The following is a 23,151-nucleotide window of genomic DNA, read 5'->3' as shown; positions in this document are numbered from 1 at the left end:
ATACTGCAGGCACTCCTTTTTGACAATCCTTTTATCTATTACTATTTCATCTATATCTTATCCCGAACTGACGTAACTCATAATATGATTCTCGTTTCTCAATAAAGTCCTTCGGTAAGTCCTTATTCGGATCTCTATAACGGTAACTTTTATTAACCCAAATAGCTTTAAAACCAAGAAGTTCTTTAATCTGTTCTAATATGGCTAGTTCATAATTATATTTATTTATTCGCAATTGACCTTTTTCTATTTTAAAGATCATGCTATACCAGTTCTGTGGGATAGCTCTATTGATTGGTGGGATATTAATATAGTAAGCTAAATCTGATTCATTCCAGTATTGGTTGATAAAACGAATTGCCTTTAAGATAGGTTGATAATCAATATGATCTTCAGAAATTTGTAATATTCTTATTATCGCAAGTAGACTACCTCTATTGCCATAAGCATAGGTGGTATGCATTTTTTCTCGCACCTGAGCCTGATACCACTTACTACCACGATGTTGTAGATCTTCAATTACTTCTTCCAGCTTCTCCTGAGGCACTACCGGATAAACTTTGTCCTCAATAATGCTTTTAGGATTTTTTGCATTTAGTATAGCCAACTTTTCTAGAATATCAAACTTTCCGTCAACACGCTTAACTTCCTGAAGAATATGACGGTCTACATGCTTCTCTGCTCCGGCTCGCATCTTTTTAATTAGTTTAATCATGGTATCTATTAAGGCATCCAACAATAGCTCCAGTCTTACACTACAGAATATTGCCATGGTGGCATATTTTATAGTCGGGGCAAAATCTAGAATATTGCTAGGTGCAAAAACCATCACACGTTCATAATATTTTAATAATAATTTTCTGTCTACTGACTCTATTATGCAGTCAGATAATTTGATTTGACCTAGTAAATTGATTTTATTTATGGCACATTGAATATTCTTAATTTTAGCTCCAGAGATATCTTTTTTAAGTTCTGATAATTCTATAATGTTATTATCCTCATCACTATTTTTACTAAGAATGCGATCTATTAAAAGAAGATTTCCTTGACTTAAATTATCAAATATTTTTCTAAAAAATTGTTGTTCAAATTTTTGTTTAGCTAACGAAATGTAATTTTCTAATTGTTTGGTATTAACAATTTCTATTCTATCTTTGATGAAATATGTACGTATTTGTTCAAGTAGCACTGAATCTGAGAAATGACGCGGTATCAAGTCATCTACAAGATAATTCATTATTAATGTAATATCCTTGGCATTTGCTACACGATATCCTAAATACTGTCTGATATCCTGACGATACCTTTCTCCAGTACGTGTATCCCAGTCAAATGTAATAATTTGTGTTGGATCAATATCTAAATGTTTGGCAACCTGTAACAATAATTGCATCGAAACTGTGTTAGCTTTATTAGAGGGAAATTGTATGTATTTTTTGAAATACACTAACATTATTGCAAAAGTTAACTGATTTGATTGACCTTTCTTTTTCTTGCATAAATTTAAATCCTCTAATGATAAATTATATTGCATTTTTATCTGTTCCTAGAAATCACAGTGTCGGTATTGATTTACTCGATTTTATTCATATTACAATTATTTTGCAATATATTTTTTGCTCTAACAATAAAAAAGTGTAAACATTATTTTTTTAGGAACTGTAAGTGGCGGCAAAAGAGCTTGTTCTTAACACTGGTCCATATACTGCTAGCACAGAGGAAGAAGCACATCTTGCTTTAGAATCTTTTGAAGCTAAATGGAGTAAACAGTATCCACAAATTGCTAAATCTTGGTATGTTCATTGGGAAAATTTAATGGTTTTTCTAGAATACCCTGAGGCGATAAGGAAAGTAATATACACAACTAATAGTATAGAATCTGTCAATAGCCAATTACGTAAGGTTACTAAGAATAAAAGGGTTTTTCCAAATGATAATGCCGTTTTTAAGACCTTATATTTGGCAATTGATTATATGACCAAGAAATGGGTTATGCCGATTCCGAACTGGAACGCAGCTATGGCTCACTTTTTGATAAAATTTGAAGGTAGAATTTAAGCCCTATGAAAAATTTACACACTTAATTAGAAAGGCTCATGGATAGGACAAGTTGGAAATTTGGTAAATCCGATATTAATATTTTATTTTTAGTAATGGTAATTGGTAAAATATCGGTGCCAATATTCTGGAAGACTTTGTCGCATGGTGGCGGGTGTTCTGCAGAATTTATGAAGGAATTTTTACAGAAATTTATTAATAATTTTGGCGTTGAAAGAATAAAATATTTGCTTGCTGATAGAGAATTTATGAATAAAGAATGGTTAGACTTTCTGATAAATAACCATCTAAAGTTTGTTATTCCATTAAAAATGGATCATAAAATTCGTCTTACAAAAGGTTTAAGAACTTTAACCATTGAAAGAATATTTAGTGATGTTAAAGCCTTAGAGTATAGGGCTTGTAGTGGTATATTATGGAATAGAAAGGTTAATTTTACCGCATATACGTCAGTTCGGGATAAGATATAGATGAAATAGTAATAGATAAAAGGATTGTCAAAAAGGAGTGCCTGCAGTATTTATATTTTTAAACAAAAAAACAAACTACAGGCATGAAAAAAGATATCACAGAATTATATAGTTTTATAGATGATTTTTGTAAAATTTATTTGGAGTATGAACAGAGAAAGTTATTACCATCAAATAAGCAAAGAAATCGCTGTTGTAGCATGAGTCTAAGTGAAATGTTAACAATAATAATTATGTTTCATACATCCTATGCTAAGAATTTTAAATTTTTCTATAAAAGTTATATAGAGTGCATGCATAAGGATGATTTTCCCAAAGCCTTGAGTTATAATAGATTTGTTGAATTAATGGCACGATTATTCATACCGCTAAATATGTTGATTCATTTGTTGTTTGGTGAGGAAACAGGTATTTATTTTATTGACTCTACAACGATTAAAGCTTGTCACAATAAAAGGCGTTATAGCAATAAAGTTTTTAAAGGATTAGCCAAACATAGTAAATCCTCTATGGGGTATTTTTATGGTTTTAAATTACATGTAATAATCAATAATAAAGGGGAGTTTATGGCATTAAAAGTGACCAAAGGCAATGTAGATGATAGGGTTCCAGTACCGGAGTTAACAAAAAGATTAACTGGAATTATAGCAGCTGATAAAGGTTATATTAAGCAAAATTTGTTCTTAAATTTATATGAAAGAGGCTTAAAAATGATTCATGGAATTAAGAAGAATATGGAAAATAAATTAATGGATTTGAAAGAAAAAATCTTACTTCGAAAGCGTAACTTAATTGAAACAGTTTTTGATTATCTAAAAAATAAAATGAACCTTGAACATACTAGACATAGATCACCAATAAATGCCTTTGTCCATATATTATCTACTCTTGTTGCTTACTCATTAAAGAAAAATAAACCTTCAACAAAATTTGATTTTAATCTACATGTTCACAATATCCTTATCCCGAATTGACGTGCATATAGAAATGATAAGAGCGAGCTGATGGTTCTGGTGTCTTCAATTGAAATAGAGCAAGATATTTTTGCTTTATATAAATTTCGTTGGAGTGTTGAACGACTATTTTTGCACCTAAAAAGCGGTGGTTTTGATATTGAAAAAAGTCACATTGTAAAATTGGATAGATTTGAAAAATTATTAGTGATAACTGCTATTGCTTCAGCTTTAATAGTCAAAAATGGAATAATACAAAATGCCTTAAATCCCATCCGAATAAAACGGTACAAAACCATTGAAAGACAATTGTTTTCATTATTTACCTATGGCTTTGATCATATCAAAAATGCTTTTTATCAATCTACAACAGCCATAACGCAGCTAATATCCACATTATTAATACCTCCAAACAAAAACTTTTTTCTATCCTAATACCATCTTTACAAAAATTGTAGGGTACTTATATCTTTAAATTATGATATAAGTACCTGATAGGTTAGACAATTTTCTTATACTCAAAATATATTTTTCTTACCGAGTAAATCCAGGTAATACAAACAACAATAAATACTACCATTAAAAATGGTGAAATAGAGCTAAAAGTTGCTGTTGGTACTAATGTAAAAATAACTGATTGTATTAATCCGCTCGAAGATTTACCAACTTTCGAGCTAATAACGTCAACAGCTGCTTTACCTTTGGTTTTTAGCTCCTTGTCTAGAGGGATATATAGCATCTCTTTAGAGGTGTCCCAAATTGAATATTTAGTACCTTTCACTAGAATGTTCTGTAAAGCCCCAATTGATACTGCAAGAGCAAGTGGTGTCATAAGAATAGCACTATCAAATAGAGACAATATTTGATGGTCAAACACGATTAAAATAAAGAATAATGTACCAGTAACCATCATGATAATTGGCGAAATTACAGCCGCAACAAACCAGCTATGGCTACGCATTATATTGTTGCCTATTATAGTCATTATCATGATAGTAACCCCAGTCCAAAGAATATAAAGGCTATTAAATTCTGCATAACTATTAACAGTGGGGTATAATTCTTTTATTTTTGCTTTCCATACTGCTTCTACCAAATTCATTGATAAACCAAAAGCAGCAGAGCAAATTAGCATTAACCATAAATATTTTGATCTTATGATATATCTAAAACTTTCGATTAATCCCATTCCATCTTTAGTCGATCTAGCAGCTTTAGCCTTTGCGTAAAATGTTGGATTGGTAAAAACATTTTTGCTAATAAATCTTACAAGTAAATATGATATAACAGCTGCAACTACCACGAAACTTGTTGATATTTTTACCAATATAGTTTTATTGTCCGGTACGGTAAAAAAATACTTAGCTATAGTGTTAGCAGATGATAAGTTTGACATCAAAAAGCCAACAAATATTAAAGCAGAATTACCAAATAATGAAAAAAGAGTGTAAAACCTTTTTGCTTCTTCTGTTGTAGTAAGCTCATTAGCAAACTGCCAAAACAGTAAAACATAAAAGATATTGGGCCAAAGCTCAGATAATGTATAAAAAACCACATAACTCCAATTACCAATTAAAGCTATATACCATTTTAAATGAGGATAATTCCCCATAATTTGTTCCAGCGAATTTGGATTAATGTGGAAAATATGGACATTAGGATAAATGATGAAAGCAAAAACAATAAAGAAACTAATAAAAAAGGTAATTAAATAGCCATAAATCTTTTCAAAACTATAATGATTAAGCATCTTAGCATAGATTATAACGAATAGAGCTGCTGCAGGTGTTACACAATAAACTTTAGTGAAACTTACTACTTCAGCACTAATCTCTGAAATTAAAATACTATCTTTTAAAATTCTTAATATATTTTGGTTAAATAAGACACAGAACATCAAACCACACATCGGTATGAATTTCCCGAGTTCATGATTATGGATAGGCCAAAAGATAGTTCTGAATTTGCTGCTAAATGAATTTGACTTTATAATAGTCATAATAAAGATTCCCTAAGACAAAAAAAAAACTCAACATATATATCAACTTAAAGAGTGATCTTTTAGTAAGCTGAAATTATTCTTAAGAGCTTTCCGTTAATTGCTTAAGGCTATCATACAAAACACAAGGTTAAAGACTTATATACCATTAGGTTGCTGCTGTCAATCTATTTAGATTTAGCTTGCATAAAGAATTATACCAATTGCAATAATTAACGCAGTGGTGTAAAATGGGTTTTTAACTGATAAAGGTACTCAAATGGCTAGGTTAATATTACCACAAGGTTTTCATGGTCATGATTTTATAAAAATGATGAAACATGAGCCGCATGGTCGAAATCGTATACGTTTATTGGCGATGTATCACCTTCAATTAGGCAAATCTTTAAAAGCCATATCTGAAATAGTGAAGTCACACTGGAAAACTGTGCAATCATGGCTCAGAAGATTTAGGAATCATGGTTTTGAAGGATTATTTGAATCACAAAGAAGCGGCGCCCCTAGGAAGATTAACACTATACAAGAGTCTGCTCTTTTTGATAAAATCAATACGCTCAGTGAAAGTAAAACTGGTGGGTATATAACTGGAAAGGAGCTACATATCATGTTACTTGAGGAATATGGTGCTAAATGCGCTTTAAAAACAGTCTACAATACTATGCACCGCCTTGGTTTTAGCTGGATTACTTCTCGTTCAATGCATCCAAAGTCAAATCAAGAGACTCAAAATACATATAAAAAAACTTCCCAGACATGTTAACAAAATTATTACCAAAAAATATCGATAGATGTAAAGTTGATATATGGTCTCAGGATGAAACTCGAGTTGGGCAACAAGGTAGCTTAACTCGTATATGGGCTAAGCGTGGCACTAGACCCCGTAAAGTTCGGCAACAGCAATTCATTTCAACATATATTTATGGAGCTGCTTGCCATGATACAGGAGAAGCTTTTGCATTAATTTTACCATATGCAAACACACAGGCAATGAATAAATTCTTAGAAGAGCTTTCTCGCAGTATTCAAGGCAACCGACATATAGCTTTACTAACGGATAATGCAGGTTGGCACACAGCCAAAAAACTAACTGTGCCAAGCAATATCACTTTGATACCGCTTCCGCCCTATGCACCGGAACTTAATGCAATGGAACAAGTTTGGGAATGGATCAAAAATCATTTCTTGTCTAACCAATGTTATGGTGTATATGAAGATATCGTCACTATGGCTTGTTACGCTTGGAATCAATTTGCTCATAATGTAGATTTAGTAAAATCAATTATGTATAGAGACTGGATAAACACACCGTGTTAATTATTGCAATTGGTATTAAAGATTATATAAATTTTTTTTATAATTAAGAAATTAAATAATAAAAATATATGAAAAGATTATTATCAATTCCAGTTGTAACGTTTATTAGCTTGATTTCTAGCATGTCATTTGCAAGTGAAGGGCAGCTTTATGTGAAAGCTGAGGTTGGTACAGCTTTATTACAGAAAACAAGAGACAAAATCCTCGATATAAAAATGACCCCTCTGTTTGGGGGAGATGTTAATCTTGGTGTAGGTTATTATCTAACAAATAATGTTAGAGCCGATCTAACATTTGGTTTTACTAATCCAAGACTTGAAGGCTCTTCTACTAATAGGACCAGTGTTAAGGTAGCTGCGATGAGCCGCCACATTTAATGCAAAGTTCTAACTTTTTAAGTTCCTAAAAGAATATTGTTGACACTTTTTGATATTTATATTAAAAGATATAGCTCATAATATTTAATTATAGGTAGTATTGTTCGTAAATAGTACCGACATTAGGTATTCTAGGAATATACAAAATAATATATGTCAAATTTACTATCATTAGAAGATTTTAATCTATGCAACACAAAAACTGGTAAAATCAATCAACTAGCTTTTGGAGTAATGTTAATTTATTTTCGGTCTCACATTAAATTCCCTGCAGCAGAAGAAAAACCAATATCATTAAAATTAATATCAGCCATTGCTTCAGAGTTGGATATTGAAGAGTCTATTCTTTCAAAATTTAATTGGAGCGGTAGAACAGCCGAAAGATATCATCAGGATATTAGAAAATATTTGGGATATCGCCAAGCAAATAATAATGATGTTTTAATATTTACAGAATATCTAACAAATAATATTCTACCTCATTATCCATCTAATGAATTATTAATGGAGCAGACTAGGTTATTTTTTGACCAAAATAAAATTGTACTATTCAAGAAAAAACAGTTGGATCGTTATGTTGCTTCAGCAAAGCATCAATTTGAACAAAAATTTTTTGAAAAGATATTTAAAAGTTTAAGTCAAGATAACTGTTATTTGATTGAGCAAATCCTTGAACAAAGCGAACAGTCAAAGAATGGTATTATAGAATTATCAGAGTTAAAAAATGATATACCTGGGGTTAGGCTAAAAAATGTTAATTTTGCTTTGGATAAGATCGCTTTATTAAAACAAATTACTTTGCCCAAATCGATTGTAGATTTAGTAGATAGAAAATTACTGCTGAAATATTATGATCGTATCATGGATTTATCGCCTAGTAATATTTTAGAGTTTAGCCCTGTGGCAAAATATGCGACTATGGCAATATTCTGTTATATAAGATTGCAGCTAATATTAGATAGTTTAGCTGATACATTAATTAAGCTTATAAAACGTATGCGTTCTAGTTCTGAAAAATACGTAGATAACTATATTGTAAAGGAGGTTAAGCGTGTTGATGGAAAATTTGATATTCTAGAGAAATTAGCATCTTTATCAATTAACAATCCTAAAAGTACAATTGAAGATAAGATTTACCCTGAAGTTTCTAAAGAAAAACTAGAAGCAATAATTACTGATTTACAGCAACGCGGTAAATGGTATCAACAACAGGTACAAAATAAGATTCATTCAAAGTATGCGTATGGAAGTAGAACCACACTACTACCAATACTACAAACTTTTCAGTTAAAAGAAGATCACTCTAGTTATCAACCGATTTTAAAAGCTGTTGAATTTATTAATAAGTACTGGAATGAATCAGACTCAGAGTATTATGAAACGGAGCCGCCTATTGAAGGTATAATACCAGCAATTCCAAATATGACATTATGGATACATAGGGAAATTTTAGCATTGCGATCCACTCAACTTTAAGACGAATAATCTATTTTTCTGTTAAAGATTTGTATGTATTTTCTTGAATTCTATAAATATTTTTATACAAACTTATCATAATTCACGTTATTGTAATCAATTTGGTAAAAACCAACGGTTAGCAATAAATAAGTCTATTGCTCTAGAAAAAGCTTTTGATAGGTCGAATCTATATTGGCGGGACTCTGTAATCTCGTTTGCCAGCTAATATCTCCCATAACATTTCCATTGATTCAAAGAAAAAAAGGTCTACTAAACTTCTTATTCGTTCCCATAACGATCCTAATCTACCAAATTGCTCCCTCATTTCTTGAAATAATTTATCAACTAATTGGTGTATTTGATGAATAGTAAATGCTAACAAAGTAAAATTGTAGAAATTATAACATAGATTCTCAGAACCATGACCGTAATTATGTTCTATATTATAACCATGATTCTTTAAGCTATTAAAGCATTCGTTCTCTATTTTCCAACGTGCTCTTGCTCCGTCTATTATTGTTTTAGCATTATCTGAGGTGATTTCTAGATCAGTAATCCATTTACCATAATACTGACTTTTGTTACTACCATCTTTCTGCGGCACTAGCTCCCATGCCGCTATATAATTTGTTCTTACCTTAGTGCTAGTAAATAATTCAACATCATTAACCCATTCAATTATCAATTTGTTCCTTCTAAGGCTCAATGTCTCTATCTTTGATTTATCTACAGATTGAACATTATCCATTAATGTCTTATGATTATTGGGTTTTACTTTAAAAATATAATTAGCTTTATGATCACGAATTGTTTCTATCACTGGAGTTGTTGCATATAAGGCATCAGCATTGATTATTATCCCTAATTTATCATGATCCTTTCTAAATCTTGTCAAAAATCTCTTGAAAGCATTCGTCTCACAATCCTCTTTCTCATCACCATCTTGTACACGAATTTCCTCAGGCATTACTGGTATTACTTGTCGTAACCCAAATTTTACAATAGCCCCTTGTAATACTTGATGACAATGATATTGGTTATTTTTATGCCCTCTAATTAGGCAACGTTTACAACTCACTTTATCAGAGCTGTAATATTGTGTACCATCAACATTTAATAAGTATTTACCAGGAAATATTTGATATTGTTCTAGATGCTTCCCTCGTTGTAATTTACTAAATAATTCTTTGAAAATAGGTCTAAACGTTACGTCACTATCTACTTGGTCTATTACCAGCGATTCCAAATATGTCATAGAAGGAAGGTAAGTAAAAGGATATGGAATAAGTTTTTCGTAGAGGAATAGTTAAAAAAGTAGTCAAAGTTGGATAAATTATCTAAGATAATATCAATATAATATTGGTATCAAGTTATGCATTCAAAGAAACATTTAAGTTTTAGTGCAATCAGAAGTATGATTGCAGATAGATTTGCTGGTATAGAAGATAGAAGGGGTGTAAATAGTAGTAATAGTATAGCAGATATTATGTTATCTGGTTTGGCGTGTATGTATTTTCAATCAGTATCTTTGCTAGAATTTCAAAGGCGTATGGAAAGGAAGGAACAACGTAATAATCTGCGTAGCATGTTTACAGTACAATCGCTTCCTAGCGATCAGGGGATGAGGAACGTAATAGACCAAGTAGATAGTGACGTAACGTTTAGACCTATTTTCAAAGAATTATTTAGTAAATTACAACGAGGGAAGCATCTAGAACAATATCAAATATTTCCTGGTAAATACTTATTAAATGTTGATGGTACACAATATTACAGCTCTGATAAAGTGAGTTGTAAACGTTGCCTAATTAGAGGGCATAAAAATAACCAATATCATTGTCATCAAGTATTACAAGGGGCTATTGTAAAATTTGGGTTACGACAAGTAATACCAGTAATGCCTGAGGAAATTCGTGTACAAGATGGTGATGAGAAAGAGGATTGTGAGACGAATGCTTTCAAGAGATTTTTGACAAGATTTAGAAAGGATCATGATAAATTAGGGATAATAATCAATGCTGATGCCTTATATGCAACAACTCCAGTGATAGAAACAATTCGTGATCATAAAGCTAATTATATTTTTAAAGTAAAACCCAATAATCATAAGACATTAATGGATAATGTTCAATCTGTAGATAAATCAAAGATAGAGACATTGAGCCTTAGAAGGAACAAATTGATAATTGAATGGGTTAATGATGTTGAATTATTTACTAGCACTAAGGTAAGAACAAATTATATAGCGGCATGGGAGCTAGTGCCGCAGAAAGATGGTAGTAACAAAAGTCAGTATTATGGTAAATGGATTACTGATCTAGAAATCACCTCAGATAATGCTAAAACAATAATAGACGGAGCAAGAGCACGTTGGAAAATAGAGAACGAATGCTTTAATAGCTTAAAGAATCATGGTTATAATATAGAACATAATTACGGTCATGGTTCTGAGAATCTATGTTATAATTTCTACAATTTTACTTTGTTAGCATTTACTATTCATCAAATACACCAATTAGTTGATAAATTATTTCAAGAAATGAGGGAGCAATTTGGTAGATTAGGATCGTTATGGGAACGAATAAGAAGTTTAGTAGACCTTTTTTTCTTTGAATCAATGGAAATGTTATGGGAGATATTAGCTGGCAAACGAGATTACAGAGTCCCGCCAATATAGATTCGACCTATCAAAAGCTTTTTCTAGAGCAATAGACTTATTTATTGCTAACCGTTGGTTTTTACCAAATTGATTACAATAACGTGAATTATGATAAGTTTGTATAAAAATATTTATAGAATTCAAGAAAATACATACAAATCTTTAACAGAAAAATAGATTATTCGTCTTAAAGTTGAGTGGATCGCAATGCTAAAATTTCCCTATGTATCCATAATGTCATATTTGGAATTGCTGGTATGCGTAAGCTACTTGAAGTTTGCCATAAACTTATTCAACAAAAACGTTGTTTTATTATTTAGATAAATATTTTTTTGAAAATTTAGATAAAAGATAATTGCTATGGTATCAAATATTTATTCATTATATTTTGCTAATAAAAGGTTTCAGAAAGATTTAATTAATATTAACAGATTCATTACCTATTACAATCAAAATTATTACTATTAAAAATAGAAAAGCCTCTAAACATTTTATAATATAGCTTTTTGCACAATATCATTGAGTCTTTTGGCAAATTCACCAGTATCATTGACTGGCTCACCTTCTAGAATACATGCTTGATCATACATTAATTTTACCAACTCCTCGTTAGCATAGTCTTTACTATTTGAGATTATACCAGCGTTAATTTTCTCAATAATTTTATGCTTAGGATTTAACTCAAGTATTTTAGCCGATGATGCCATTAACTGTTTTTGCTCAATTAAGAATCTTTCCATACGAATATCCATCGCTCCATCACCAACTACCAGACAAGCAGGGCTTAGAGTAAGTTTTTTAGAAATCCTTACATCTTTTACTAAATTACCTAATATTTCTTTAAAATATTCTGTTAATTTAGTGTACTCATCCTTGTCTTCTTTTGTCTCTTCAGTTTTTTGCTCAGATTTTTCTAAATCAATATCACTCCTAGTAACTGATTTAATTGCATAACCCTTATAGCTACTATTAACATTAACCCAAAAATCATCAACCGTATCAGTAAACAGAAGTACATCTATATTTTTACTTAAGAATCCTTCTATTTGAGGGCTAGAAAGTAATTTTGCTGAATCATCGCCGCTAAGATAATATATAGTATTCTGTCCTTCTTTAAAGTTACTAATATAATCGTCAAGGCTAATCATTTTACTTAAAAGACTACTTTTAAATATACAGGTCTCAAGCAATTTATCATGATCACTAGTTGCCTCACACAATCCTTCTTTTAAAGCAGCACCAAAATTGCTCCAAAAGTTGCTATATTCCTCTATAGACTCCTCTTTTTTCTTTTTGAGTTCACCTAAAACTCTTTTGGTTATTGCTGACTTAATCTTCTCTAAAGTACTATTATGCTGCAAAGATTCACGACTAATATTAAGAGGTAAATCCTCTGAATCTACTACCCCTCTTAGGAATCTTAGGTAAGAAGGTATTAAATCTACATTCTCATCAGAAATAAAAACTCTCTTGATGTATAATTTCACTCTCCTCTTACGATCAGGGTGAAATAAATCGAAAGTCTTAGTTGATGGAATAAATAACAAATTAGTAAATTCAACCGTACCTTCATTTTTGTTATGAATAGTTAACCAAGGATCATCCATCGAATAAGACAAAGCTTTATAAAATTCTTTATATTGCTCAAAAGTTAAGTCAGACTTAGGTCTTGTCCATAATGCTGAAGCTGAGTTAAGTTGTATTTCATTATTAGTTGATTCATCAATAAAATATATAGGTATGGCTATATGATCAGAATAACTTTTAACTATATGCTTCAATCTAAAATGATCAATATAACTGTCTTCTTCTGGCTTAACGTGAATAACCACCTCAGTTCCCCTGGTAAAATCATGGTCAAAATCATCAACCATATATTCTCCAAGACCATCTGATTGCCAAACATAAGCTTTCTCTTCTCCTGCTTTTCTTGAGGTAACAGTAATATTATCAGCAACCATAAAAGCTGAATAAAACCCAACGCCAAATTGCCCTATCAACATACTGTCTTTTTTAGCATCTCCAGACATGTTGTTTAAGAAATTTCCTGTACCAGATTTTGCAATAGTTCCTAGATTATCGATCAAATCTTCTCGGTTCATACCAATACCATTATCTCTAATAATAATCTGCTTTTTATCTTTATCAATTCTCACAGTAATTTTAAAGGTAGGATCATCTGCAATAAGTTTGGCATCACTTTGTGCTAAATACCTTAATTTATCACAAGCATCTGAAGCATTAGATATTAACTCACGCATAAAAATCTCTTTATTAGTATAAAGAGAATGGATCATTAAGTTTAAAATCTTACCAACTTCAGCGTCAAACTTCTTTTTTTCTTGGGTCATAGTCAAGTCCTATAATACTATTTAATGTTATTAATATAGTGTTTTAAATGCAAATTTAAATAGTCTAATTCAATATTTTTTATTGCTAATAATTTTAAGCTATTAGTACCAGCAATTCCAAATATGACATTATGGATACATAGGGAAATTTTAGCATTGCTGCATCTAGAACTGTCAGGGCTTTTTTTAGGCTAGCATCATTTAACTCTTTAGGTAAAATCTTTGTTCAGCAAATCATGTCTAGTTAAAAAAGTACTCCATCTATCAAGAGAGGTTTTTACCTTTTTTACTATGTCCGTCAGCTGTTCCTTCGGATTATTAGTAAACTTATTTAGCTCAATAGTATGCAATTCTAAATCTTTAAAATATAACAAACCACTATCTTTTTCTACTATATGAAACACATTATGATATTTATTTTCATGTAAAATAGAGGTAAAGTTTAATATATGAATACCAATGGCTTTCGATAAAGTAGCATAATCCTCTGCATTCTTTAATTGCTCAGTATATAACTTTGCCCAATAATACAGAGCTCTTTTGTCATAATCATCCGCGTCAGTAATTTGCATTTCGATATTAAATCTTTTGCCGCAGCAATTCCAAATATGACATTATACCAATTGCAATAATTAACACGGTGTGTTTATCCAGTCTCTATACATAATTGATTTTACTAAATCTACATTATGAGCAAATTGATTCCAAGCGTAACAAGCCATAGTGACGATATCTTCATATACACCATAACATTGGTTAGACAAGAAATGATTTTTGATCCATTCCCAAACTTGTTCCATTGCATTAAGTTCCGGTGCATAGGGCGGAAGCGGTATCAAAGTGATATTGCTTGGCACAGTTAGTTTTTTGGCTGTGTGCCAACCTGCATTATCCGTTAGTAAAGCTATATGTCGGTTGCCTTGAATACTGCGAGAAAGCTCTTCTAAGAATTTATTCATTGCCTGTGTGTTTGCATATGGTAAAATTAATGCAAAAGCTTCTCCTGTATCATGGCAAGCAGCTCCATAAATATATGTTGAAATGAATTGCTGTTGCCGAACTTTACGGGGTCTAGTGCCACGCTTAGCCCATATACGAGTTAAGCTACCTTGTTGCCCAACTCGAGTTTCATCCTGAGACCATATATCAACTTTACATCTATCGATATTTTTTGGTAATAATTTTGTTAACATGTCTGGGAAGTTTTTTTATATGTATTTTGAGTCTCTTGATTTGACTTTGGATGCATTGAACGAGAAGTAATCCAGCTAAAACCAAGGCGGTGCATAGTATTGTAGACTGTTTTTAAAGCGCATTTAGCACCATATTCCTCAAGTAACATGATATGTAGCTCCTTTCCAGTTATATACCCACCAGTTTTACTTTCACTGAGCGTATTGATTTTATCAAAAAGAGCAGACTCTTGTATAGTGTTAATCTTCCTAGGGGCGCCGCTTCTTTGTGATTCAAATAATCCTTCAAAACCATGATTCCTAAATCTTCTGAGCCATGATTGCACAGTTTTCCAGTGTGACTTCACTATTTCAGATATGGCTTTTAAAGATTTGCCTAATTGAAGGTGATACATCGCCAATAAACGTATACGATTTCGACCATGCGGCTCATGTTTCATCATTTTTATAAAATCATGACCATGAAAACCTTGTGGTAATATTAACCTAGCCATTTGAGTACCTTTATCAGTTAAAAACCCATTTTACACCACTGCGTTAATTATTGCAATTGGTATTATGGTGTATATGAAGATATCGTCACTATGGCTTGTTACGCTTGGAATCAATTTGCTCATAATGTAGATTTAGTAAAATCAATTATGTATAGAGACTGGATAAACACACCGTGTTAATTATTGCAATTGGTATTACGTTAATTCGGGATAAGGATTAGTAAAAATAGCAGACATATATACACTACGAAGAGCAATTAATGTATGAATTCACAGAAATGCAATTTATACATATCCAAAATCTTGTATTAGTTATAGCTAAAGCATTTTTACTAATCCTTATCCCGAATTAACGTGAATTGTTTCTATCACTGGAGTTGTTGCATATAAGGCATCAGCATTGATTATTATCCCTAATTTATCATGATCCTTTCTAAATCTTGTCAAAAATCTCTTGAAAGCATTCGTCTCACAATCCTCTTTCTCATCACCATCTTGTACACGAATTTCCTCAGGCATTACTGGTATTACTTGTCGTAACCCAAATTTTACAATAGCCCCTTGTAATACTTGATGACAATGATATTGGTTATTTTTATGCCCTCTAATTAGGCAACGTTTACAACTCACTTTATCAGAGCTGTAATATTGTGTACCATCAACATTTAATAAGTATTTACCAGGAAATATTTGATATTGTTCTAGATGCTTCCCTCGTTGTAATTTACTAAATAACCTCAGTTTGATGTAAGAGGAAGGTTGAGATTGTTTAATTTTCCAAAAGCTACAGAAATTTTATTAGGCTTAAAAACATAGGCAAGCAGTCCAGCTAATACGTTAGTTTGAAAATTCATAACAGATCTGTGCCTTGTATGGTCTATATGACAAAGGTTTTTTAGTTGATCGTTAATGGTTTCAATAATATACCTTTTATTTAAAAACCGCTTTTTAATAGGATCTATTATTCTTTCTTTCATATTACTTTTAATTTTTGTTATTAGTTCTAAACCTTGATTAGCAAGGGATTGAGTGAGTTTTTTACTGATATACCCACGATCACCAAAAAGCCAGCCTTGTAATTTATCTACTAAATTTTCCACCACTGCTCTATCATCAACATTTCCTGGAGTTAAAGAAAAACTCATAATCTCTCCGCAACTGTTAATGACAATATGTAGCTTACAACCAAAGAACCACCCAGTGGAAGTCTTACCTCTTTTTGCTATGTCTTTGAATACTTTATGTCTATTAATTCTTAAATTAGGGCAAGCAGGAAGTTTAGTAGAGTCGATATAATATTGACCAGTTTGTTTTCCTGATAGGCTTTTTAGCAGTAATACCATGGGCATGAAGCTCATTGGCATTAACTGAACAAAACGACTATAGCTCACAAGTTTTGGAAATTCCTTTCTATAACTTTGACATAGGCAGCATAAATAAAAATCTTTAAAGGTACGGTAGTGACTCAAGTGAAACATTACTATAATAGTAATAATCTCTGAGAGTCCTATACTGCAAACTACTTTACGCTTACGGTTAGGATTTGGTAATATATATTTATTTTGCTCCGTATCAAAATGCTTGCAAAAATCATCAATTAAGCAGAAAATCTCCGTAAGAGGGATCATAATATATTCTCCAATTTTGTTGTTATTATTCGAGAACTTTATAATCCCTCCCTTCTTACTTTTCAAATATTCTTTCTCCTAACACACTAGTTTGAAAGAAGGTTTTATTTTTACCATAGCTCACCACCAACAGTTTGTTTATGTTATTACATAATGCTTAGCATTTTGTTTGGTGCTTACGTCAAACTCAGGTTAAATAATTCTTTGAAAATAGGTCTAAACGTTACGTCACTATCTACTTGGTCTATTACGTTCCTCATCCCCTGATCGCTAGGAAGCGATTGTACTGTAAACATGCTACGCAGATTATTACGTTGTTCCTTCCTTTCCATACGCCTTTGAAATTCTAGCAAAGATACTGATTGAAAATACATACACGCCAAACCAGATAACATAATATCTGCTATACTATTACTACTATTTACACCCCTTCTATCTTCTATACCAGCAAATCTATCTGCAATCATACTTCTGATTGCACTAAAACTTAAATGTTTCTTTGAATGCATAACTTGATACCAATATTATATTACGTCAATTCGGGATAAGGATATTGTGAACATGTAGATTAAAATCAAATTTTGTTGAAGGTTTATTTTTCTTTAATGAGTAAGCAACAAGAGTAGATAATATATGGACAAAGGCATTTATTGGTGATCTATGTCTAGTATGTTCAAGGTTCATTTTATTTTTTAGATAATCAAAAACTGTTTCAATTAAGTTACGCTTTCGAAGTAAGATTTTTTCTTTCAAATCCATTAATTTATTTTCCATATTCTTCTTAATTCCATGAATCATTTTTAAGCCTCTTTCATATAAATTTAAGAACAAATTTTGCTTAATATAACCTTTATCAGCTGCTATAATTCCAGTTAATCTTTTTGTTAACTCCGGTACTGGAACCCTATCATCTACATTGCCTTTGGTCACTTTTAATGCCATAAACTCCCCTTTATTATTGATTATTACATGTAATTTAAAACCATAAAAATACCCCATAGAGGATTTACTATGTTGGAAGTGTAATATAGTGAGTTGACATTGTTATAAAAAGGCGATACAATAATGTCATTATTAGCAACTATGAGTAATAGGATGACAACAAGAAGATATAGAATAATATATGAATCGTATGATCATAAGCAACCCACTACAACAATTTCAAGAGTAGAAGTACTTAATGGCGAGCTTAACGAACCAAGTAATTGTCTAGATTTTTCCATAGGTTTGGATAATCAAATTGCTTTAATTCAAGGAGTACAGGATATAGTTTTGCAGGAAAAGATTCAATTAATCCATAAACTAACAAAAGTTACTTGCCCTAAGTGTAAAATTAAAATGCATAAGACTGGTGTAAATAAATCTACTTTTCACGATGTTTTCACTGATCATAACATTGTAATACAGAGATTTAAATGCCATAATTGCGGATATGAAACGCACTCTACCGTCCGCACGTTATTGCAGGGAGTAATTTCTGGTGATTTAAAAAAAATACAAGCTACACTAGGTGCTACACATAGTTTTAGAGAAGGAGAGAAATTATTTGAATTATTTTCTGGTAAAGATCGGCAAATTAATAATCATAATCGTATTAAACAAGTTACAGAATCAGTTGGCAATGCTATTGAAGATATCAATGCTGATGAGAAGGAAATGCTCATTACTGAAGATGCTGTTGAACTAATATTAAATGTAGATGGAGGACATATAAAGACAACAGAGGATCAACGTAGTATGGAGGCTATGGTGGCTGTAGTTTACAAACCAGAATCTATAAAATCAAATAGTCAAGATACCAGGAATTATATTATAAGTAAGAATTGTGCAGCGTCAATTAAGGATGATCGTCAAAAACAAATTATAAGTTCTACTATTATTGCAGCATTGAAACAAGGCTTAAGCCCAAAAACACATATTACCGCACTATGTGATGGGGCGGCAAATTGCTGGAATATAGCAAAGGCACTAGAGCCTTTGTGTGCTAAAATAACTTATATTTTAGATTGGTTTCATTTGGGTATGAAATTTGAGAATATATCGTTACCAAAAAGGCTAAAAGAAGATCTGATGCATATCAAGTGGCATTTATGGAGAGGAGATGTGGAGAAGGCGATGATAAGATTTAAAGAAATATTAGCACTGACAAAAGAAGAACAGCATCATGATAGGATTAAAAAATTATCCCAATATGTTGATAATAATAAAGATAAAATTGTGGATTACTCAACAAGGAAGGATCAAGGGCTGATCTTTACTAGTAATCTTGCTGAATCAACTGTTGAGAGTTTAATCAATCAAAGATGTAAAGGGCAGCAACACATGAGATGGTCTAGAGAGGGGTTAAATCCTATTTTGCAATTAAGATCTATAATCCATAGTAATGATTGGTCTAGCAAATGGAAAACTGCGGTACTAAATGCTGCTTAATAATTCACTATATTACACTTCCTAGAAGAAGTAACTAGGTGGCAAAATCGTTGTTTAGATAGGGTGTATCCAATATTATACTTGGGCTGTATCTATGTAAAATCTAGAGACAATCACATAGTAATAAATAAAGCAGTATATTTAGCACTTGCTGTAAATATAGAAGGGAAAAAGGAGTTACTTGGCATTTGGATAGGCAAAAATGAAGGTGCTAAATTTTGGATGCAAGTAGTTACTGAGTTAAAGAATCGAGGAATTGAACAAATTTATGTTGCTTGTGTGGATGGTTTAAAGGGCTTTCCAGAAGCTATAAGCAGCGTATTCCCGAGTAGGACTAGTGTTAAGGTAGCTGCGATGAGCCGCCACATTTAAACAGGGAATTCTTTAATCTTTTTTTCATACTCTGGTTGGCAGTCTACGAGTGATAATTTTGAATATATTTCAAGTGATTGACGACTATCATGCCCCGAATAAGGTTGGATTAATGCATCATCCACGCCTTTTTTCTTCATCCATGTAAAAAGAAAATGCCGTAATTTATGTGGTGATATTGAATTCTCAATGCCAGCTTCTTTTGTGTAATTCATTAATATTTTCCTAATACCTCGATCAGAATACGGTTTCTTCCAACTAGATTCAAATAGGTAAACTGTCTTATTTTTCTTTGCACTTTCAATGTGTACAGCTAATACTTCTGTAAATGCATTAGGAAACGGAACTATTCTATCTTTACTACCCTTTCCGTGGTTAATTCTAATTTGACAACTATCTAAATCTATATCTGATATTTTTATTTTTACCAATTCCGATACTCGTACCCCAGTATAAAGTAACGTCTTAATAATTATTACATGCTTCATATTTCTTGATTTCCATACAGCCTTATAATACTTACTAATTTCCTCTTCTGTTGGTACATAAGGTAATTTCTTTGTGGTGCTATTGTCTACTGTTATATCGAGTTCTTTACGAATATGTCTAAATAATTCTATAGTACCCTACAATTTTGAGAAGATGAAGAAGAATGGTTGATTTAGAGTGGTGTGAAGTAGTATAAGGTAGGTATTTTTATAACAAAATGCATAATATAATACTTCAAGAATTGATTTTATATATAGACGGAAATAAATCAAGATTAAAATGTTTGGTTGGTATGGTAATTAGTTTGCTGACGGGCAGCTCAATTTATCAAAAAGGTTTAGCACTTGGTATTTTAGGTGATGCTAAAGCGACGTCAAAAACTCATAGAATTTATCGTTTTTTAAAAGATTTTAATTTTGATTATATGAAGGTTGGCTATTTGCTATTAAGCTTTTTTGCTTCAAAAAATTATGTCGTAGCAATGGATAGGACAAGTTGGAAATTTGGTAAATCCGATATTAATATTTTATTTTTAGTAATGGTAATTGGTAAAATATCGGTGCCAATATTCTGGAAGACTTTGTCGCATGGTGGCGGGTGTTCTGCAGAATTTATGAAGGAATTTTTACAGAAATTTATTAATAATTTTGGCGTTGAAAGAATAAAATATTTGCTTGCTGATAGAGAATTTATGAATAAAGAATGGTTAGACTTTCTGATAAATAACCATCTAAAGTTTGTTATTCCATTAAAAATGGATCATAAAATTCGTCTTACAAAAGGTTTAAGAACTTTAACCATTGAAAGAATATTTAGTGATGTTAAAGCCTTAGAGTATAGGGCTTGTAGTGGTATATTATGGAATAGAAAGGTTAATTTTACCGCATATAGAAATGATAAGAGCGAGCTGATGGTTCTGGTGTCTTCAATTGAAATAGAGCAAGATATTTTTGCTTTATATAAATTTCGTTGGAGTGTTGAACGACTATTTTTGCACCTAAAAAGCGGTGGTTTTGATATTGAAAAAAGTCACATTGTAAAATTGGATAGATTTGAAAAATTATTAGTGATAACTGCTATTGCTTCAGCTTTAATAGTCAAAAATGGAATAATACAAGATACGTCAGTTCGGGATAAGATATAGATGAAATAGTAATAGATAAAAGGATTGTCAAAAAGGAGTGCCTGCAGTATTTATATTTTTAAACAAAAAAACAAACTACAGGCATGAAAAAAGATATCACAGAATTATATAGTTTTATAGATGATTTTTGTAAAATTTATTTGGAGTATGAACAGAGAAAGTTATTACCATCAAATAAGCAAAGAAATCGCTGTTGTAGCATGAGTCTAAGTGAAATGTTAACAATAATAATTATGTTTCATACATCCTATGCTAAGAATTTTAAATTTTTCTATAAAAGTTATATAGAGTGCATGCATAAGGATGATTTTCCCAAAGCCTTGAGTTATAATAGATTTGTTGAATTAATGGCACGATTATTCATACCGCTAAATATGTTGATTCATTTGTTGTTTGGTGAGGAAACAGGTATTTATTTTATTGACTCTACAACGATTAAAGCTTGTCACAATAAAAGGCGTTATAGCAATAAAGTTTTTAAAGGATTAGCCAAACATAGTAAATCCTCTATGGGGTATTTTTATGGTTTTAAATTACATGTAATAATCAATAATAAAGGGGAGTTTATGGCATTAAAAGTGACCAAAGGCAATGTAGATGATAGGGTTCCAGTACCGGAGTTAACAAAAAGATTAACTGGAATTATAGCAGCTGATAAAGGTTATATTAAGCAAAATTTGTTCTTAAATTTATATGAAAGAGGCTTAAAAATGATTCATGGAATTAAGAAGAATATGGAAAATAAATTAATGGATTTGAAAGAAAAAATCTTACTTCGAAAGCGTAACTTAATTGAAACAGTTTTTGATTATCTAAAAAATAAAATGAACCTTGAACATACTAGACATAGATCACCAATAAATGCCTTTGTCCATATATTATCTACTCTTGTTGCTTACTCATTAAAGAAAAATAAACCTTCAACAAAATTTGATTTTAATCTACATGTTCACAATATCCTTATCCCGAATTGACGTATTTTATGCGCTTGATTCCTCTTGCTTAAATTTATTTTAGGATAAACAGCTTCAAGACCCATTATCTTGTAGTAACGTCTAACAGCTTTACGACCTACCGAAAAACCTTGGGCTTGTAAATATTTAGCCATCCGCCGCATACCATAATATGGATGCATAGTATAGGTCTCATCAATTATTGCCATAATCTTGATATCTTGTTCACTAATACCAGTAGGTTGATAGTAATAGGTTGACCTGCTAATATCCAATAACTTACACTGTTGTACAATTGTTAACTTATTATGATTAGGCTCTATCATATTACACCTAACCTTTAATTCCAAACAATGCAGATTTTTTTTTGAGCCAGTCACACTCAACGCTTAACTGACCAATTTGCTCATATAGATTCTTGATTAACCCCTGCTGATTTGGATCAGCACTCTGTGTTTTATTCTTAAAACCTTGTACTAACAACTCAAGACCTTGTTTTTTCCAGTTACTGATCTGTGTTGCATGAACACCATACTTACTGGTTATCTGGGCTATTGTTAGCTCTCCCTTAATTGCTTCTATGACAATTTTGGCTTTCTCCTCAGCACTATATTGCCTTACTTGTTTTTTCATCTCTAGCTCTCCTTGTTTGCTAAAGAATTCTATCTCATTTTTCTTATTTTTCTGTCCAAAATATTGGAACCATTATATTAATTGGATTTTTAGCATTTACTTATTTTTTTCTTAATTTCCTAGAAGACAAGAACAAACTGGCGAGACAACAACAATCAACTATCATTAATAGT

At 31.4% G+C, this 23,151-nt stretch carries 21 protein-coding genes and 3 pseudogenes; 14 read left to right on the top strand and 10 right to left on the bottom strand.

The window, feature by feature from the left end; all coding sequences use genetic code 11:
* Positions 1 to 46 precede the first annotated feature (46 nt).
* The gene (locus tag NBW66_RS05510; RefSeq protein ID WP_250311965.1) at positions 47 to 1,537 is read right to left on the bottom strand and encodes a DUF4158 domain-containing protein; all 1,491 of its coding nucleotides are present in this window, start codon (positions 1,535 to 1,537) and stop codon (positions 47 to 49) included.
* Positions 1,538 to 1,701: 164 nt separating this feature from the next.
* On the opposite strand from NBW66_RS05510, the pseudogene NBW66_RS05505 reads away from it, so the two are divergent.
* The 4 genes and pseudogenes from NBW66_RS05505 to NBW66_RS05490 all read left to right on the top strand — a co-directional run.
* A pseudogene (locus NBW66_RS05505) lies at positions 1,702 to 2,061 on the top strand (transposase); the annotation flags it as partial.
* Between the two features lie 38 nt (positions 2,062 to 2,099).
* Entirely contained in the window at positions 2,100 to 2,531 is a 432-nt protein-coding gene (locus NBW66_RS05500; RefSeq protein WP_250311963.1) for a transposase, read from the top strand.
* 83 nt (positions 2,532 to 2,614) lie between these two features.
* Complete coding sequence (locus NBW66_RS05495; protein ID WP_250310582.1) at positions 2,615 to 3,505, top strand: IS982 family transposase; 891 nt, start codon at positions 2,615 to 2,617, stop codon at positions 3,503 to 3,505.
* 30 nt (positions 3,506 to 3,535) lie between these two features.
* Complete coding sequence (locus NBW66_RS05490; RefSeq protein WP_250311962.1) at positions 3,536 to 3,919, top strand: transposase; 384 nt, start codon at positions 3,536 to 3,538, stop codon at positions 3,917 to 3,919.
* Positions 3,920 to 3,983: 64 nt separating this feature from the next.
* Here the strand turns inward: NBW66_RS05490 and NBW66_RS05485 are convergent, their stop codons facing one another.
* Positions 3,984 to 5,483, bottom strand: a complete 1,500-nt coding sequence (locus NBW66_RS05485) for an Npt1/Npt2 family nucleotide transporter (protein WP_250311961.1) — start codon at positions 5,481 to 5,483, stop codon at positions 3,984 to 3,986.
* 259 nt (positions 5,484 to 5,742) lie between these two features.
* Between NBW66_RS05485 and NBW66_RS05480 the strand changes: the two genes are divergently transcribed.
* The 4 genes from NBW66_RS05480 (at position 5,743) to NBW66_RS05465 (ending at position 8,650) form a co-directional block, all read left to right on the top strand.
* Positions 5,743 to 6,243: a helix-turn-helix domain-containing protein gene (locus NBW66_RS05480; protein WP_250310542.1), complete on the top strand. Its 501-nt coding sequence runs from the start codon at positions 5,743 to 5,745 to the stop codon at positions 6,241 to 6,243.
* Complete coding sequence (locus NBW66_RS05475; RefSeq protein WP_250310543.1) at positions 6,237 to 6,797, top strand: IS630 family transposase; 561 nt, start codon at positions 6,237 to 6,239, stop codon at positions 6,795 to 6,797. The genes NBW66_RS05480 and NBW66_RS05475 overlap by 7 nt, the downstream gene beginning before the upstream one ends.
* A gap of 68 nt (positions 6,798 to 6,865) precedes the next feature.
* Positions 6,866 to 7,174: a hypothetical protein gene (locus tag NBW66_RS05470; protein ID WP_250311960.1), complete on the top strand. Its 309-nt coding sequence runs from the start codon at positions 6,866 to 6,868 to the stop codon at positions 7,172 to 7,174.
* A gap of 153 nt (positions 7,175 to 7,327) precedes the next feature.
* Positions 7,328 to 8,650 carry a DUF4158 domain-containing protein gene (locus NBW66_RS05465; RefSeq protein WP_250311959.1) on the top strand — a complete coding sequence of 441 codons (1,323 nt, stop codon included), beginning with the start codon at positions 7,328 to 7,330 and terminating at the stop codon, positions 8,648 to 8,650.
* Positions 8,651 to 8,819: 169 nt separating this feature from the next.
* On the opposite strand, the gene NBW66_RS05460 is transcribed toward NBW66_RS05465, so the two are convergent.
* On the bottom strand, positions 8,820 to 9,887 hold the full coding sequence (locus tag NBW66_RS05460; RefSeq protein ID WP_250311958.1) for a transposase: 1,068 nt from the start codon (positions 9,885 to 9,887) through the stop codon (positions 8,820 to 8,822).
* Positions 9,888 to 10,004: 117 nt separating this feature from the next.
* Here NBW66_RS05460 and NBW66_RS05455 point away from each other — a divergent pair, with 117 nt between their 5' ends.
* Positions 10,005 to 11,309: a transposase gene (locus NBW66_RS05455; protein ID WP_250311217.1), complete on the top strand. Its 1,305-nt coding sequence runs from the start codon at positions 10,005 to 10,007 to the stop codon at positions 11,307 to 11,309.
* Positions 11,310 to 11,488: 179 nt separating this feature from the next.
* Entirely contained in the window at positions 11,489 to 11,611 is a 123-nt protein-coding gene (locus NBW66_RS14475) for a hypothetical protein (protein ID WP_284346730.1), read from the top strand.
* A 171-nt stretch (positions 11,612 to 11,782) separates the two neighbouring features.
* Here NBW66_RS14475 and htpG read toward each other — a convergent pair whose 3' ends face one another.
* The 4 genes and pseudogenes from htpG to NBW66_RS05415 all read right to left on the bottom strand — a co-directional run.
* Positions 11,783 to 13,642, bottom strand: coding sequence for a molecular chaperone HtpG (gene htpG / locus NBW66_RS05450; RefSeq protein ID WP_250311957.1), 1,860 nt, complete (start codon positions 13,640 to 13,642; stop codon positions 11,783 to 11,785).
* Positions 13,643 to 13,851: 209 nt separating this feature from the next.
* On the bottom strand, positions 13,852 to 14,214 hold the full coding sequence (locus NBW66_RS05445) for an Rpn family recombination-promoting nuclease/putative transposase (protein WP_250311956.1): 363 nt from the start codon (positions 14,212 to 14,214) through the stop codon (positions 13,852 to 13,854).
* Between the two features lie 2,919 nt (positions 14,215 to 17,133).
* Complete coding sequence (locus NBW66_RS05420) at positions 17,134 to 17,466, bottom strand: hypothetical protein (RefSeq protein ID WP_250311953.1); 333 nt, start codon at positions 17,464 to 17,466, stop codon at positions 17,134 to 17,136.
* Between the two features lie 25 nt (positions 17,467 to 17,491).
* Positions 17,492 to 17,974: pseudogene (locus NBW66_RS05415) on the bottom strand (IS982 family transposase); the annotation flags it as partial.
* A 48-nt stretch (positions 17,975 to 18,022) separates the two neighbouring features.
* Between NBW66_RS05415 and NBW66_RS05410 the strand changes: the two are divergent.
* Together NBW66_RS05410 and NBW66_RS05405 are read left to right on the top strand one after the other, a co-directional pair.
* Positions 18,023 to 19,387 (top strand): UPF0236 family transposase-like protein, encoded by a 1,365-nt coding sequence (locus NBW66_RS05410; RefSeq protein ID WP_250311117.1) that lies wholly within the window; start codon positions 18,023 to 18,025, stop codon positions 19,385 to 19,387.
* Positions 19,388 to 19,411: 24 nt separating this feature from the next.
* Positions 19,412 to 19,714: pseudogene (locus tag NBW66_RS05405) on the top strand (transposase); the annotation flags it as partial.
* A gap of 41 nt (positions 19,715 to 19,755) precedes the next feature.
* Here the strand turns inward: NBW66_RS05405 and NBW66_RS05400 are convergent.
* Positions 19,756 to 20,286, bottom strand: coding sequence for a tyrosine-type recombinase/integrase (locus NBW66_RS05400; protein WP_284346819.1), 531 nt, complete (start codon positions 20,284 to 20,286; stop codon positions 19,756 to 19,758).
* Between the two features lie 179 nt (positions 20,287 to 20,465).
* Here NBW66_RS05400 and NBW66_RS05395 point away from each other — a divergent pair, with 179 nt between their 5' ends.
* The gene (locus NBW66_RS05395; protein ID WP_250311951.1) at positions 20,466 to 21,392 is read left to right on the top strand and encodes a transposase; all 927 of its coding nucleotides are present in this window, start codon (positions 20,466 to 20,468) and stop codon (positions 21,390 to 21,392) included.
* Between the two features lie 83 nt (positions 21,393 to 21,475).
* Positions 21,476 to 22,366, top strand: coding sequence for an IS982 family transposase (locus tag NBW66_RS05390; protein WP_250310582.1), 891 nt, complete (start codon positions 21,476 to 21,478; stop codon positions 22,364 to 22,366).
* Here NBW66_RS05390 and NBW66_RS05385 read toward each other — a convergent pair.
* Positions 22,342 to 22,671, bottom strand: a complete 330-nt coding sequence (locus tag NBW66_RS05385) for an IS3 family transposase (RefSeq protein WP_250311950.1) — start codon at positions 22,669 to 22,671, stop codon at positions 22,342 to 22,344. The two genes, NBW66_RS05390 and NBW66_RS05385, sit on opposite strands and share 25 nt — an antisense overlap.
* Positions 22,672 to 22,678: 7 nt before the next feature.
* The gene (locus NBW66_RS05380; RefSeq protein WP_094649795.1) at positions 22,679 to 22,978 is read right to left on the bottom strand and encodes a transposase; all 300 of its coding nucleotides are present in this window, start codon (positions 22,976 to 22,978) and stop codon (positions 22,679 to 22,681) included.
* Positions 22,979 to 23,151: the final 173 nt, after the last annotated feature.

Origin of the sequence: Rickettsia endosymbiont of Oedothorax gibbosus (assembly GCF_936269705.1) — a bacterium.
Classification (GTDB): Bacteria; Pseudomonadota; Alphaproteobacteria; order Rickettsiales; family Rickettsiaceae; genus Tisiphia.
Note: the sequence above shows the minus strand (reverse complement) of the source record. Positions and strands in the feature narration are given on the sequence as shown.

Excerpts from the sequence above, each read along its gene's own strand:
- NBW66_RS05510 (WP_250311965.1), bottom strand. The coding sequence starts at position 1,537 with ATGCAATATAATTTATCATTAGAGGATTTAAATTTATGCAAGAAAAAG.
- NBW66_RS05500 (WP_250311963.1), top strand. The coding sequence starts at position 2,100 with ATGGATAGGACAAGTTGGAAATTTGGTAAATCCGATATTAATATTTTA.
- NBW66_RS05495 (WP_250310582.1), top strand. The coding sequence starts at position 2,615 with ATGAAAAAAGATATCACAGAATTATATAGTTTTATAGATGATTTTTGT.
- NBW66_RS05490 (WP_250311962.1), top strand. The coding sequence starts at position 3,536 with ATGGTTCTGGTGTCTTCAATTGAAATAGAGCAAGATATTTTTGCTTTA.
- NBW66_RS05485 (WP_250311961.1), bottom strand. The coding sequence starts at position 5,483 with ATGACTATTATAAAGTCAAATTCATTTAGCAGCAAATTCAGAACTATC.
- NBW66_RS05480 (WP_250310542.1), top strand. The coding sequence starts at position 5,743 with ATGGCTAGGTTAATATTACCACAAGGTTTTCATGGTCATGATTTTATA.
- NBW66_RS05475 (WP_250310543.1), top strand. The coding sequence starts at position 6,237 with ATGTTAACAAAATTATTACCAAAAAATATCGATAGATGTAAAGTTGAT.
- NBW66_RS05470 (WP_250311960.1), top strand. The coding sequence starts at position 6,866 with ATGAAAAGATTATTATCAATTCCAGTTGTAACGTTTATTAGCTTGATT.
- NBW66_RS05465 (WP_250311959.1), top strand. The coding sequence starts at position 7,328 with ATGTCAAATTTACTATCATTAGAAGATTTTAATCTATGCAACACAAAA.
- NBW66_RS05460 (WP_250311958.1), bottom strand. The coding sequence starts at position 9,887 with ATGACATATTTGGAATCGCTGGTAATAGACCAAGTAGATAGTGACGTA.
- NBW66_RS05455 (WP_250311217.1), top strand. The coding sequence starts at position 10,005 with ATGCATTCAAAGAAACATTTAAGTTTTAGTGCAATCAGAAGTATGATT.
- htpG (WP_250311957.1), bottom strand. The coding sequence starts at position 13,642 with ATGACCCAAGAAAAAAAGAAGTTTGACGCTGAAGTTGGTAAGATTTTA.
- NBW66_RS05445 (WP_250311956.1), bottom strand. The coding sequence starts at position 14,214 with ATGCAAATTACTGACGCGGATGATTATGACAAAAGAGCTCTGTATTAT.
- NBW66_RS05420 (WP_250311953.1), bottom strand. The coding sequence starts at position 17,466 with ATGCATTCAAAGAAACATTTAAGTTTTAGTGCAATCAGAAGTATGATT.
- NBW66_RS05410 (WP_250311117.1), top strand. The coding sequence starts at position 18,023 with ATGTCATTATTAGCAACTATGAGTAATAGGATGACAACAAGAAGATAT.
- NBW66_RS05395 (WP_250311951.1), top strand. The coding sequence starts at position 20,466 with ATGCATAATATAATACTTCAAGAATTGATTTTATATATAGACGGAAAT.
- NBW66_RS05390 (WP_250310582.1), top strand. The coding sequence starts at position 21,476 with ATGAAAAAAGATATCACAGAATTATATAGTTTTATAGATGATTTTTGT.
- NBW66_RS05385 (WP_250311950.1), bottom strand. The coding sequence starts at position 22,671 with ATGATAGAGCCTAATCATAATAAGTTAACAATTGTACAACAGTGTAAG.
- NBW66_RS05380 (WP_094649795.1), bottom strand. The coding sequence starts at position 22,978 with ATGAAAAAACAAGTAAGGCAATATAGTGCTGAGGAGAAAGCCAAAATT.